This window comes from Uliginosibacterium sp. 31-12 (genome assembly GCF_030548425.1).
In the GTDB taxonomy this organism is placed as follows: Bacteria; Pseudomonadota; Gammaproteobacteria; order Burkholderiales; family Rhodocyclaceae; genus Uliginosibacterium; species Uliginosibacterium aquaticum.
In genome coordinates, this window is sequence record NZ_JAUOOA010000002.1 from 158,574 (window position 1) to 171,657 (window position 13,084).

Below are 13,084 nucleotides of genomic sequence, written 5' to 3' on the forward strand. Positions count from 1 at the left end.
GTCTCCTGAAACCTATCGGCAAGGCGTCCGGCGACTGAAGTGGAACTGTTACTTTTTGAGACGCAAACTAGGCTGCTTGCCCATCAGGACAGTAAGGCCAAACAAAAAGGGCCACCCCACGGGGTAGCCCTTGTTCGTTCCTGCATTACGGCGCTCAGTCCTTGCTGGCTGCCAGCTGCGCACGCAGATCCGGCTCCTGAATGGTCAGCAGAAGTTTGTCGACGCGATGTCGATCCATATCCACGACTTCAAACCGCATCCCCATGCATTCGAAGTGGTCTGCGACGCGCGGCACTCGGCCCAGCATATGCATCACAAAGCCGCCAATGGTGTGGAAGCCACCACTTTCACTGCCCGGCAGCTCATCCACCTCGAAGAAATCATGGAAGCGCTCCACGCTCATTGATGCTTCGATCAGCCAACTGCCATCCTCACGACGGATCGCATCAGAATCCGGCTCCTCGTCATCAGCGGGCAATTCCCCGACGATGGAGGTCAGCACATCGGTCAGTGACACCACGCCTTCGAGCTCACCGTACTCGTCCACCACCAGCGCAAACTGCACGCGAGTCTTGCGGAAATTTTCCAGCAACTGCGAAGTCGTCACGGTCTCCGGCACATACAGCGCCGGGCGGATCGCCGACTCTACATCAAGCACTTCGCCAGACAGTGCAGGCTTGAGCAGATCAGCCACATGCAGCACGCCCAGCACATTCTCCAGCCCACCCCGGCACACCACCAGGCGGCCGTACTCGGTATCCGCGATCGTATTGCGCAATTCCTGCGGCTCTTCAAGATCGACGAAATGCACGTCCTTCCTCGGCGTCATGATCGTACCAATGCGCTGCTCGTCGAGCCGCAACACGTTCGAAACGATCTCCTGCTCGCTCTCGTGGAACACTCCGGCCTCAGCGCCCTGCTCCATCAGCACCTTGATCTCTTCATCGGTCACCGGTGGCTCGTCGGAACGGCGCGCATTGAAGGGGCGCAAGATCACGTCACCGGAAACCGAAAACAGCCACACCAGCGGACGCGTAGCGCGGGCCAGGCCGGACATCGGGCCGGCAATCACCGCCGCAATCGACTCCGGAGCCAGTAAAGCCAAGCGCTTGGGCACCAACTCGCCTATCACTACCGACAGGTAGGTGATCAACACCACCACGAAACCCACCGAAAGTGGACGAGCGTAATGCTCAAGGGTGGAAAAGCCTGCCAGCCACTCGGCAATCGGCACCGCCAGAGCGTCTTCACCCACTACGCCGCTGAGAATACCAATCGAAGTGATCCCCACCTGAACAGTGGATAGGAAGGAGGAGGGATCATCATGCAGGCGCAGTGCCACTTTCGCGCCCAGCGAGCCTTCGTCGGCCAGCTTCTGCAGCCTCGCCTTGCGCGAGGACACGACTGCTATCTCAGCCATGGCAAAAATGCCATTCAGCACGATCAGCAGCAACAGCAGAAAAACCAGATTCATACATATCGCCGGCCTGATCCGGCGAGGTTTTCACAAGCGTCGAAGAATAACACGCCGCCCTTCCGACCGCCTACGGCCCCAAATTGAGCGGGCACCACTTCCGAAGCTTGTTCAGAATCAATCGGTTGCAAAAATTGACGGATAACCCTAGCCGAAAAAAAGGGTTTACCCTAGGATTCGCCTCCCGCCATCCACGAACGCCACAAAACATGCCTTTTCACATCGAATCAACCAGTTACTGCGCAAATGGCCAAGCGCCGCGCTGGTCCTGGTGGATCCGTGGCGTACATGGCAGCAGTCGTTATGGAATCGTCGGCACCGACGAAGATGGTGATGGCCTCTATCTCTTCATCCACCGGGGCAATCAGGCGCCCGAGCGCCAACCTCTGCTGGGACCAGAACAATTCTCGCTGGCGGGCAAGAGCTGTCGCACTGAAGCACTCCATCAGGTTTCGCACGCTCTGAAAACGCTGGGCTGGAATCAAACCGCCTGAGCCACATACTGGAGCCGTGGCTGCCAGCCAATAGCGCCACTTCAGCCGCCTGACACATCAGCATCTCCCGGAAAGATGCCAGCGCCTTCTCAGCCCGACAGCCGCTTCACAGCCACTCCGGAAATGAAAACGGCCGGACCAACATTGCGTTGATCCGGCCGTTGTATCTGGTCGGGGTGAGAGGATTCGAACCTCCGGCCTCTACGTCCCGAACGTAGCGCTCTACCAGGCTAAGCTACACCCCGTTTGTTACTGCTTTTTTAGCTGCAGCCTCAGTGATTCCGGCCAACTGCGAAAGAACATAATTGTAGCAGCACTTCCTTGAAATTGGAAGGGGGAAGTTCAATCAAAAGTGCCGCAGCGGCCTCAGCCTCACGCGCGGCATGAGCGCGCGTTGCTTCGAGTGCGCCAGTCGCGTGCACAGCAGCCATCACCTCAGCAAACAACTCGCGCCCACCCTCTTCGATTGCCCGACGCACCAGCGCTGCCTCAGCAGGCTCACCATGCTGCATCACATGGATCAACGGCAAGGTCGGTTTGCCTTCCGCAAGATCGTCACCCAGATGCTTGCCGGTTTCAGCCTCATCCCCGGAGTAATCCAGCACGTCATCAATCAGCTGGAAGGCTGTGCCGATATGGCGGCCGAATGCAGCCAGGCGCTCCTGCCCGGCGTCATCCAGACGGCCAAGAATGGCGCCCAGACGAGTAGCCGCCTCAAACAAGGTGGCGGTCTTGTAATGAATCACCCTCAGGTAATCCTCTACCGTCACATCTGCATTGTGTACATTGAGGAGTTGCAACACCTCCCCTTCGGCGATCACGTTGGTGGCATCAGCCAGTACGCTCATCACGCGCATGTCCTTCACCCCTACCATCATCTGAAAGGCGCGGGAATACAGGAAGTCACCCACCAGAACAGCAGCAGCGTTGCCGAACATGGCGTTCGCCGTGCTGCGGCCGCGGCGCAGATCAGACTCGTCCACCACATCGTCATGCAGCAAGGTGGCGGTATGAATAAACTCCACCACCGCGGCCAATTCGTGATGATGTGTGCCGCGATAGCCCAGCGCATTAGCCACCAGCAACAGCAGTGCCGGACGCATGCGCTTGCCACCGGCGCCGATAATGTACTCGGCAACCTGATTGATCAGGACGACTTCGGAAGACAGGCGCTTGCGGATGACCTGGTTGACCGCTTCCATGTCTGCGGCCACCGGCGCGTAGAGTTGTTCTAGCTGCAAGGCTTCACTCGGGGCGTTTGGGGAAAGGCGGGATGTTAGGCGGCGGCTCGCAGCAGCGTCAAGCTGAACTGAAGATACGGCTTGACTTTCCCTTTTCGAATCAACATAATCTCGCGTTTCCCACGCTCTTTGCAATTGGAGTTCCACATGTACGCGGTCATAAAAACCGGGGGCAAGCAGTATCGCGTTGCCGCTGGCGAAAAAATCAAAATAGAACAGATACCGGCAGACGTTGGCACTGAAATCACGCTGGACCAGATCCTCATGGTCGGCGAAGGCGAGTCCGTCAAGATCGGCGCTCCCCTGGTTGAAGGTGCATCAGTCAAAGCTACTGTCCTGGCTCAGGGTCGTCACAAGAAGGTCGAGATCTTCAAGATGCGTCGCCGTAAGCACTACCAGAAGCATCAGGGCCACCGTCAGAATTTCACCGAAATCCGCATCGAAGCGATTTCGGCCTAAGCAGGAGCTAATACGCCATGGCACACAAAAAAGCAGGCGGCAGTTCACGTAACGGCCGCGAATCAGAAGCAAAACGACTCGGCGTCAAGCGCTACGGTGGTCAATTCGTTCTGGCTGGCAACATCATTGTTCGTCAGCGCGGCACTGAATATCACCCGGGCGAGAACGTCGGCATCGGCAAGGATCACACCCTGTTCGCGCTGAAGGATGGCCACGTGAAGTTCGTGGTCAAGGGCCCGCAGCAGCGTCGCACCGTGACCATCGTTCCGGAAGCCCAGGCCTGATCAGCTTCCGCGCGATAGCAGAAAGCCCCTTCGCGCTGCGATGGGGCTTTTTCATTTTTGAGACTCAGGAAAGACCATGAAATTCTTCGACGAAGCGCGCATTGATGTCTATGCCGGCGACGGTGGCAACGGCAACGCGTCGTTCCGTCGCGAAAAATACATCCCCCGTGGCGGCCCTGACGGCGGCGACGGTGGCCGTGGCGGCAACATCTACGCCGTAGGCGACCGCAACCTGAACACCTTGGTCGACTTTCGCTACACCCGTGCCTTCCGCGCCGAGCATGGTGAAAAGGGCGGCAGCACTGACTGTTACGGCAAGGGTGGCGAAGACCTGTTCCTGAAGATGCCGGTCGGCACCGTAATCAAGAATCAGGAAACTGGCGAATTGATCGCCGACCTGAATCAGGACGGCAAGCAGGTGCTGATCGCTCAGGGCGGCAAGGGTGGCCTCGGCAACCTGCACTTCAAGAGCAGCACCAACCGTGCGCCACGCCAGAAAACCAATGGCGAGCCGGGTGAGCACTTTAAGCTCGCGCTTGAACTCAAGGTACTGGCCGACGTCGGCCTGCTGGGCATGCCCAATGCAGGCAAGTCCACCTTCATCCGCGCTGTTTCCGCCGCCAAGCCCAAGGTTGCCGGCTATCCCTTCACCACCCTCGCCCCCAACCTCGGCGTTGTACGTACCAGTGAAGGCCGCAGCTTCGTAATTGCCGACATCCCCGGCCTGATCGAGGGCGCCTCGGAAGGGGCTGGTCTGGGCCATCGTTTCCTGCGCCACCTGCAGCGTACCCGCGTGCTGTTGCACCTCGTAGATCTGGCGCCCTTTGACCCGGAAGTCGATCCGGTGCGCGAAGCCCGTGCAATCGTTGAAGAGCTGCGCAAATACGATGAATCGCTGGCCGAAAAGACCCGCTGGCTGGTGCTCAACAAGCTCGACCTGATCCCAGAAGAAGAGCGCGAAGATCGCATCCGCGCCTTCCTCGACGCCTACGGTGAGCCGGAACGCTGGTTTGCCATCTCCGGCATCAGCGGCAACGGCTGCCAGCCACTGATCTTCGCCCTGCAGGACTTCATCGACGCCCTGCCGCGCTGGAGCGAAGAGGAAGAACTGGCGGCAGTCGCCGCTGGCCCGAACGCTTACCCGATCGGCTCGGACGACGAGGAGGACGAGGATGAAGATGAAGACGATGATTACGACGGCGAGATCATCTACGCTCGCTAAGCACTCAAAATCGTAGGCTGCGCATAGCGCAGCATCTTGCTCTCAACCCCTTGCACGAAGGTGCGCATGGCGCACCCTACACACCATGCGCAATGCCATCCGCAACGCTCGCCGTCTCGTCGTCAAAGTAGGCTCCGCCCTCGTCACCAACAACGGAGCTGGTCTGGACCTGACCGCCATCGGCGACTGGGCGCGCCAGATTGCCGCACTGAGAACCGAAGGCCGCGAGATCGTACTGGTCTCCAGCGGCGCGATTGCGGCTGGCATGCAACGCTTGGGCTGGAGTGAGCGGCCGGCCGAGACGCATGCCCTGCAGGCAGCAGCAGCCGTCGGCCAGATGGGCCTGGCACAGGCGTATGAGGGCGCATTCAACCAGTACGGCCTGAAAACCGCCCAGCTCCTGCTGACCCATGCCGATCTGGCCGATCGCCTGCGCTACCTGAATTCGCGCTCCACGCTCTCTACCCTGCTGGAGCTGGGCGTGGTGCCAATCATCAACGAGAATGACACTGTCGTGACCGACGAAATCAAGTTCGGTGACAACGACACGCTGGGCGCACTGGTCGCCAACCTGATCGAAGCGGATGCACTGATCATCCTGACCGACCAGAAGGGCCTGTACACCGCAGACCCTCGCAAGGACCCTGCGGCTACATTGATCAGCGAAGGGCAGGCTGAGGACCGTAGCTATGAGGCCATGGCGGGTGGTGCCGGCAGCGGTATTTCGCGCGGAGGCATGATCACCAAGATCCGTGCGGCACAGCGCGCAGCCTCTTCCGGCGCGCACACCCTGATTGCATCCGGCCGCGAAACCGATCCGCTGATCCGCCTAGCAGCCGGCGAAGCCCTCGGCACCCTGCTCTACGCCAGCAGCACGCCGCTCGCCGCTCGCAAGCAATGGCTGGCTGATCACCTGCAGCTGGCCGGCAGCTTTGTGCTGGATGAGGGGGCCGCCAGGGCGCTCAAGGGAGGAGCCAGCCTGCTGTCGATCGGCGTGACGGAAGTGCGCGGTGAATTCGGCCGCGGCGCTGCCGTAGCCTGCCTGGATCAGAGTGGGCACGAACTCGCGCGCGGTCTCAGCAATTACGCCAGCTCAGAAGCCCGGCGCATTGCACGCCACGCTAGCAACGAATTCGAACAGCTTCTGGGCTACATTGAAGAGCCCGAGCTGATCCACCGCGACAACCTGGTTCTGCGCTGAGCGCCGAAGCAAAAAAAGAAGGGCCGGGTAAAACCCGGCCCTTCTTTTTTCTACGGATCAGCTTATTCCTGAGCGGAACGGGCGATGCGGCGCTGCCGCACACCTTCAGCCAGCGTCTCGAGCAGAGCGACCGAATCCTCCCAGCCGATGCAGGCATCGGTGATGCTCTTGCCGTACTCAAGAGCCCTGCCCGGCACCAGATCCTGGCGCCCGGCCACGAGGTGGGATTCGCACATGATGCCGAAGATACGCTCATCGCCAGCCGCCATCTGCGCCGCAACATCCCTGCCCACTTCAATCTGGCGCTCGTACTTCTTGCTGCTGTTGGCGTGCGAGAAGTCCACCATCACTTTGGAAGCCACGCCGCTGGCGGCAAGCTCCTTGCAGGCCTTGTCGACGCTGACAGCATCGTAATTAGGCTCCTTGCCGCCACGCAGAATCAGGTGGCAATCCTCGTTGCCGCTGGTCGACACGATGGCCGAGTGGCCCGCCTTGGTCACCGACAGGAAATGATGCGGCGCCGCAGCAGCCTTGATCGCATCCACCGCAATTTTCACGTTGCCATCGGTGCCGTTCTTGAAACCGACCGGACAGGACAACCCCGACGCCAACTCACGGTGCACCTGGCTCTCGGTGGTACGTGCGCCGATCGCGCCCCACGAGATCAGGTCAGCGATGTATTGCGGGGTGATCATATCGAGGAATTCGGTCGCCGCCGGTAGCCCCAACTCATTCACTTCCCACAACACCTTGCGCGCAAGGCGCAGGCCGTCGTTGATGCGGTAGCTGTTATCCATGCCCGGATCATTGATCAGGCCCTTCCAGCCTACCGTGGTACGCGGCTTCTCGAAATACACGCGCATCACGATCAACAAGTCGTCCTTGAAGCGTTCAGCCTGATCCTTGAGGCGCCTGGCATACTCGACAGCAGCATTCGTGTCATGGATCGAACACGGCCCGATCACCACCAGAAGGCGGTCGTCCGCAGCATGCAGGATGCGGTGGATCGCACTGCGCGCCTCGAAAGCGGTCTGGGCGGAGCGTTCAGTGGCCGGAAACTCGCGTAGCACGTGAGCAGGCGGAGCGAGCTCCTTGATTTCGCGGATGCGGACATCGTCGATGTGAAGCTGGTTGGAAGCACTCATGATGTTTCGTTCGGACAACAGGATCAGGACCTCATTCTAGCCCGGAACCTCACTTGAGCCCGCCTGCGCAAGGCTATCGATGCGATAAATCGCAACTTGCCCGATATCAAAGCGACCCACCGGAACAAATGACATATGGGCAGCAGTCCGTATAATCGGCCTCAATAAATATCATCCAAAAACAAAGTCCGGGGGGAAGTCTTCATGCACGCCTGTATCCGTTATCTGCCGCTCATCCTGGCTACACTTGTACTCACTGCATGCGGTGGAGGGGGTGGCGGAGGTAGCAGCACGACTACCGCAACCGCCACCAGCAGCTCATCCAGCAGTACCGCGAGTACTTGCAGCAACACGGAGCAACTGAACTTCGTGCGCAATCATGTCGACAACGACTACCTGTTCTACAAGGATGCACCGCAAACAACGGCCGCCTCCTACGCAGGCCAGCCTGCCGATTTCTTCCTTGATCTCACCAGCCGCGCCCAACCCGCCAAGGATCGCTTCAGTTTCGTGATCACCGCAGCAGAAGCTGCCGCCATGTTTCAGTCCGGCAGCGCCACCGGAGTGGGCATCGACACCCGCCGTGACAGTGCTCAGAGCCTGCGCGTAGCACTGGTGCAGCCGGGCAGCCCGGCTGCCTTGGGCGGCCTCAAGCGTGGCGACCGGATCACCGCCATCAATGGCAGCAGTGTGAGCAGCAACCTCAGCAGCGCACAGATCAACGCGCTCTACTACGGAAAGGTAGGAGACAAGGTCAGCCTGGCCTATGTACGTCAGTCCGACGGCGCCAGCATTTCCGTCACCCTGACGGCCGCCAGCTTCAGTTCCGATCCGCTGCCACTGGCCTCCACCCTCACCGCTGGCAGTACCAAAATTGGCTACCTGGCCTTCCATGAACACACCCAGCCTTCCGAGGCCAAGCTCGCAAGCGCCATCAACAATTTTGCCAAGGCTGGCATCAGCGATCTGGTGCTGGATATGCGCTACAACGGCGGCGGCTATCTGGCGATTGCCGGCGAACTGGGCTACATGATCGCGGGCAGCAAGAGTCTGGATGCCAGCAACAGCGTTGGCTACAAGACATTCCAGCGCCTGGTCCACAACGACAAGCGCAGTGCGGACAACTACGACTTTCCTTTCATGCCGCTCAAGCTGCTGAACTACTACGACACCGGTCTCGCCGTGGCGCTGCCATCCCTGAGCCTGAAGCGGGTGTATGTGCTCACCACGTCCTCGACCTGCTCGGCCAGTGAAGCCGTGATCAATGGTCTGCGTGGCATCGATGTGGAAGTGATCACGATCGGCGGCAAAACCTGCGGCAAGCCGTATGGCATGTATGAGACAGACAACTGCGGCAACGCCTACTTCGCACTCGCCTTCAAGGGCCTCAACGCCAAGGGATTTGGTGACTACGAAGCAGGCCTGACTGCCAACTGCACGGTGGCGGACGACTTCAGCCACGAACTGGGCAACAGCTCGGAGGCGATGCTGGCTGCTGCCCTGACCCATCGCAGTACCGGTTCATGCCCGACTACTTCGGTGGCCTTCGCACTGCAGAGTTCGGGAAGCGTCAGTGATGCGATCGTGCAGGATGACGTGCCACTGCGTGGGCTCGGCAGTTCCATCATGCGCTGAACCCCGCCTTCGGAGATCCGGCCTGGTCGGATCTCCGAAGCGCGCAGCCCTGCTCAAGCCAGTACGCGCTCAAGCTGCTGACAGATTGCCTTGAGAATTTTCACGCGTGCAAAGCTCTTGTCATTGGCTTCCACCACGATCCACGGCGCCTTGCCGGTACTGGTGCGGTCAATCATGTCGACCGCAGCCTGCTGATAAGCTTTCCACTTCTTGCGATTGCGCCAGTCTTCCTCGGTGATCTTGAAGCGCTTGTGCTCGATTTTCTCGCGCTCCCGAAAACGGCGCAGTTGCTCTGCCTTGTCGATCTGGAGCCAGAATTTCAACACGATGGAGCCCGCCTCGATCAGCTCATGCTCAAAGTCGTTGATCTCGGCGTAGGCGCGCAACCAGTCAGCCTCCGCGCAGAAACCTTCAATGCGCTCGACCAGCACCCGTCCATACCAGGAACGGTCGAAGATGCTAACCCGCCCCTGGCGCGGCATATGCCGCCAGAAGCGCCACAGGTAGGGCTGGGCACGCTCTTCATCGGTAGGAGCCGCCACCGGCACGATCTGGAACTGGCGCGGGTCCAGCGCAGCGGTGATGCGGCGGATGGCGCTGCCCTTGCCCGCCGCGTCCATGCCCTCGAAAACCAGCACCAGGGAGCGGCCAGCAAACTTCTTGTGGCGAGAGAGTTCTGACAGGCGGCCCTGCCATTTCGCCAGTTCGCGGGCGTATTTCTTCTCGCCCAGACGCTGCCCGAGATCCAGCGCGCTCAACACATTGCGCTCATCGATGCGTGCGGCGAGCGGTGCTGCGACCGCCAGGGGAGACTGCTGGACACTCACAGCGAGGCGTGCATTGAGCGCATCCAGCAAAGCCCGACCCACACACAGGTTGCGGTAATTGTCGTCCGTACCATCGACGATGATCCACGGCGCAGCAGCCGTATTGGTCACACGCAGGACATGGCCGGCCACCTCCTGCAACTCGTCGTACGTTTTCATGCGCGCCCACGAGAGCTTCGTTACCCGCCAGGCAGTGCGTGGATCTTTCTCGAGCCTCTCGAGACGGCACTTCTGCCCAGCCTGGCTGAGATGAAACCAGAACTTGAGCACCAGCGCACCTTCATTCACCAGCATGGTCTCGAAACGGTTGATTTCATCCAGGCGATTGTCCAGCGCGCTGCGCGGGAGCTTGCGCGCGATGCGTTCGGCAATCGGAGCCGAGTACCAGGAGCCGGAGAAAATGCCGATCCGCCCCTTGGGCGGCAACGCGCGCCAGTAACGCCACATCACGGGACGCTCACGCTCCTCATCAGAAGGCTCGGAAAAGGCCAGAGTGCTGAGAAAGCGCGGGTCCAGCCATTCATAGAGCTGGGCAATGGTTTCGCCCTTGCCTGCGCCATCCACGCCGGAAATCAGCAGCACGACCGGAAATTTCCCGAGCTTGCCGAGTGCGCTCTGCGCCAGCAGCAACTCATTGCGCAACAGCGCCTCCTGCTGGCGGAAACTTTTCTTGTCGATGCGATGGCCCACTTCAGCGGATTCAAACATGGAGGTACTCCGGTAAGGGTTCCGAAGCTTAGCGGCAAGAGGCAGAGCCTGCTTGAGGCATAATCCAGCCAGAAACCAGAGCACGCCATGAGCCGTCGCCCCTTCATCCCCCAGCGTAATATCGTCTGGATGGCCTTGCTGGCCATCCTCCTGCATGCCGCCCTGCCCTTTGTGCACGGCCTGCTGCAGACACCTGCGCGCGGTTTCTACACCAGCCTGTGCGCGGTAGGCAGTCCGCAGCAAACCATGTGGGTGGCGCTGGATGAGCAGACCCAACCTGTCCAGGAAAAAGAGCAGGCGCAGATGCTGCGCTGCCCGCTGTGCATGGCGGGCGCCCACCTGGCGCTCAATCCTCCGGCCTATTTCACGCTGGCACTGCGTAGCGATCTGTTTCAGCCCCGGCCGCTGGCGGCCGCACAGCTGCACCTGCCAGGTTCAGCCACTGCCGCTTACCATTCGCGGGCACCGCCGGCCTTCTCCGCCTGACCCCGTTCACGCGCATCCTGCGGGATGCAAGGCAATGGCCACTCCTTCGGCCAACACGGAGAATTCCATGCACTATCGCAATCTACTGGCGATGCTGGCGCTTGCCGCCGGCACCCTGCCTGCCGCCCAGGCCCATGTCACCCTCGAGCAAGCCAGTGCCATCGCTGGCAGTACTTACAAGGCCGTCTTCCGCGTCGGCCACGGCTGCGCGGGCTCGCCCACCACCCGCATCACGGTCTTCCTGCCGCCGGGCTTTGTGGGCGCCAAACCCATGCCCAAACCGGGCTGGGCCCTCAGCATCCAGAACGAGCCCTTGCTGCAGCCCTATGACTCTCATGGCCAGCCCATCACCGAGCGGGCGGCGGTGATCACCTGGAGCGGCGGGCGTCTGCTGGATACCGAGTACGACGAGTTCGTCCTGCGCGGCAGCCTGCCTGCTGAAGCAGGTCAGCACTACTTCCGCGTGCTGCAGAACTGCGAAAAGGGCGAAAACGACTGGGCGGCCATCCCGACCGGGCATGACAAGCCGGCTTTCCCGGCAGCCGTCCTGACCCTCACCCCGGCCGCTGCCAAGCCCTCTCATCAGCATTGATCCTCACACGCGGCGCCAGAAGGCGCCGCCCCCTGCAAAGGAATCGCTCATGTCATTCATCAAGCACTTCACTCTTCTTGCCCTGCTGGCCTGCGCTGGCGCCACTCAGGCAGCCGACTACACCAGTGGCAATCTGCGCATCAGCCAGCCCTGGGCACGTGCCACGGCACCGGGCGCGGCTGCCGGCGGTGGCTTCCTTAAGATCGACAACAAGGGGCCAGCGGACCGTCTGGTGTCCGCCAACGCAGGCGTCTCCAAGCTCGTCGAACTGCACACTATGCGCATGGACGGCAACATCATGCGCATGGCGAAACTGGAGAACGGCATCGAGCTGCCTGCCGGGCAGAGCGTCGAACTCAAGCCGGGCGGCCTGCATGTCATGTTCCTCGACCTCAAAGCCCCCTTGAAGGAAGGCGAGAGCTTCCCGCTGCGCCTGAAGTTCGAGAAAGCCGGCGAAATCACGGTGGACGTGAAGATCGAAGGACTGGGCGCTGCGATGCCTGCTCAATCCCATCATCAGCACTAAACCCGAACCAGCATTCCATCAGGCGCCTACGGGCGCCTTTTTATTCCAAATAGAACTATAGGAATTACAACTTATACCAAAAATACACTTTTGATGGCGCTAGAGTGCGGACATTGATTCACGCAGAGCACGCCATGAACGCCCTCGCCCACTCTCTCGCTCACACCACCTCATCCCACGCCTTGCATGCGCTGGCAGCCCGCGCCTTTGCCCGTGCCGAGCCTGACAATGCAAACGTGCTGATCGTGCCGGGCTTGCGCGGCAGCGGAGAGGCCCACTGGCAAAGCTGGCTGCATGCACAGCTCCCCGGCAGTCAGCGCGTTGAGCAGGCCGACAACACCACCCCGGATCTCGCCGCCTGGAGCGATCGCCTCGGAGCGGCCATCGACGCCGCCCGCGAACCGGTATGGATCGTTGCCCACAGCTTTGGCAGCCTGGCCAGCCTGCACGCCAGCGTCGGCCGTGAAGAACGCATCGCCGGCCTGCTGCTGGTGGCCCCCGCCGATCCAGACAAATTCGGCGTCCGTGAGCGTTTGCCGACGCAAATGCTGGATATCCCCGCCATCCTGGTCGCCAGCAGCAATGATCCGTGGATGACGCTGGACAAGGCGCGCGGCCTCGCACACCAGCTCGGCCTGAGTTTCCTGAACCTCGGTGCGGTAGGCCATGTGAATACCGACAGTGGCCACGGCCCCTGGCCGCAGGGCCTGGCGCTGCTGCGCCGGCTGCAGGCGGCGGTGACGGCCTAGGGTCTAAACAATCACTCGCCGGATCACGGATGATTGCCAAC

At 60.8% G+C, this 13,084-nt stretch carries 14 protein-coding genes and 1 tRNA gene; 10 read left to right on the forward strand and 5 right to left on the reverse strand.

The features are described 5' to 3' along the window. Nucleotides 1-154: 154 nt before the first annotated feature. Complete coding sequence (locus Q3Y64_RS05935) at nucleotides 155-1,474, reverse strand: hemolysin family protein (protein WP_101941339.1); 1,320 nt, start codon at nucleotides 1,472-1,474, stop codon at nucleotides 155-157. 209 nt (nucleotides 1,475-1,683) lie between these two features. Here Q3Y64_RS05935 and Q3Y64_RS05940 point away from each other — a divergent pair, with 209 nt between their 5' ends. Further along, a complete protein-coding gene (locus Q3Y64_RS05940; RefSeq protein WP_303560463.1) occupies nucleotides 1,684-1,968 on the forward strand; it encodes a hypothetical protein in 285 nt (94 codons plus the stop codon). A 168-nt stretch (nucleotides 1,969-2,136) separates the two neighbouring features. On the opposite strand, the gene Q3Y64_RS05945 is transcribed toward Q3Y64_RS05940, so the two are convergent. Then, nucleotides 2,137-2,213: transfer RNA gene (locus Q3Y64_RS05945), tRNA-Pro, on the reverse strand. A 27-nt stretch (nucleotides 2,214-2,240) separates the two neighbouring features. Beyond that, on the reverse strand, nucleotides 2,241-3,170 hold the full coding sequence (locus Q3Y64_RS05950) for a polyprenyl synthetase family protein (protein WP_303560611.1): 930 nt from the start codon (nucleotides 3,168-3,170) through the stop codon (nucleotides 2,241-2,243). Nucleotides 3,171-3,356: 186 nt separating this feature from the next. Between Q3Y64_RS05950 and rplU the strand changes: the two genes are divergently transcribed. The 4 genes from rplU (at nucleotide 3,357) to proB (ending at nucleotide 6,375) form a co-directional block, all read left to right on the forward strand. Beyond that, nucleotides 3,357-3,668 (forward strand): 50S ribosomal protein L21, encoded by a 312-nt coding sequence (gene rplU / locus Q3Y64_RS05955; protein ID WP_101941347.1) that lies wholly within the window; start codon nucleotides 3,357-3,359, stop codon nucleotides 3,666-3,668. 17 nt (nucleotides 3,669-3,685) lie between these two features. Next, nucleotides 3,686-3,952, forward strand: a complete 267-nt coding sequence (gene rpmA, locus Q3Y64_RS05960; RefSeq protein ID WP_101941348.1) for a 50S ribosomal protein L27 — start codon at nucleotides 3,686-3,688, stop codon at nucleotides 3,950-3,952. Nucleotides 3,953-4,028: 76 nt separating this feature from the next. Beyond that, entirely contained in the window at nucleotides 4,029-5,174 is a 1,146-nt protein-coding gene (cgtA, locus tag Q3Y64_RS05965) for an Obg family GTPase CgtA (RefSeq protein ID WP_101941349.1), read from the forward strand. An 85-nt stretch (nucleotides 5,175-5,259) separates the two neighbouring features. Further along, a complete protein-coding gene (gene proB / locus Q3Y64_RS05970) occupies nucleotides 5,260-6,375 on the forward strand; it encodes a glutamate 5-kinase (protein ID WP_101941350.1) in 1,116 nt (371 codons plus the stop codon). A gap of 62 nt (nucleotides 6,376-6,437) precedes the next feature. On the opposite strand, the gene aroG is transcribed toward proB, so the two are convergent. Beyond that, on the reverse strand, nucleotides 6,438-7,520 hold the full coding sequence (gene aroG / locus Q3Y64_RS05975; RefSeq protein WP_101941351.1) for a 3-deoxy-7-phosphoheptulonate synthase AroG: 1,083 nt from the start codon (nucleotides 7,518-7,520) through the stop codon (nucleotides 6,438-6,440). Nucleotides 7,521-7,724: 204 nt separating this feature from the next. On the opposite strand from aroG, the gene Q3Y64_RS05980 reads away from it, so the two are divergent. Beyond that, nucleotides 7,725-9,155 (forward strand): S41 family peptidase, encoded by a 1,431-nt coding sequence (locus Q3Y64_RS05980; protein ID WP_101941352.1) that lies wholly within the window; start codon nucleotides 7,725-7,727, stop codon nucleotides 9,153-9,155. 53 nt (nucleotides 9,156-9,208) lie between these two features. Here Q3Y64_RS05980 and pap read toward each other — a convergent pair whose 3' ends face one another. Continuing rightward, nucleotides 9,209-10,690 (reverse strand): polyphosphate:AMP phosphotransferase, encoded by a 1,482-nt coding sequence (gene pap, locus Q3Y64_RS05985; protein ID WP_303560464.1) that lies wholly within the window; start codon nucleotides 10,688-10,690, stop codon nucleotides 9,209-9,211. An 87-nt stretch (nucleotides 10,691-10,777) separates the two neighbouring features. On the opposite strand from pap, the gene Q3Y64_RS05990 reads away from it, so the two are divergent. The 4 genes from Q3Y64_RS05990 to Q3Y64_RS06005 all read left to right on the forward strand — a co-directional run bounded on the left by Q3Y64_RS05990 (nucleotide 10,778) and on the right by Q3Y64_RS06005 (nucleotide 13,043). Further along, a complete protein-coding gene (locus tag Q3Y64_RS05990; RefSeq protein ID WP_303560465.1) occupies nucleotides 10,778-11,176 on the forward strand; it encodes a DUF2946 family protein in 399 nt (132 codons plus the stop codon). A 67-nt stretch (nucleotides 11,177-11,243) separates the two neighbouring features. Beyond that, nucleotides 11,244-11,768: a YcnI family protein gene (locus tag Q3Y64_RS05995; protein WP_303560466.1), complete on the forward strand. Its 525-nt coding sequence runs from the start codon at nucleotides 11,244-11,246 to the stop codon at nucleotides 11,766-11,768. A gap of 49 nt (nucleotides 11,769-11,817) precedes the next feature. Then, complete coding sequence (locus Q3Y64_RS06000; protein ID WP_101941355.1) at nucleotides 11,818-12,294, forward strand: copper chaperone PCu(A)C; 477 nt, start codon at nucleotides 11,818-11,820, stop codon at nucleotides 12,292-12,294. Nucleotides 12,295-12,428: 134 nt separating this feature from the next. Further along, nucleotides 12,429-13,043: an alpha/beta hydrolase gene (locus Q3Y64_RS06005; RefSeq protein WP_101941356.1), complete on the forward strand. Its 615-nt coding sequence runs from the start codon at nucleotides 12,429-12,431 to the stop codon at nucleotides 13,041-13,043. The last annotated feature ends 41 nt before the right edge of the window (nucleotides 13,044-13,084 follow it).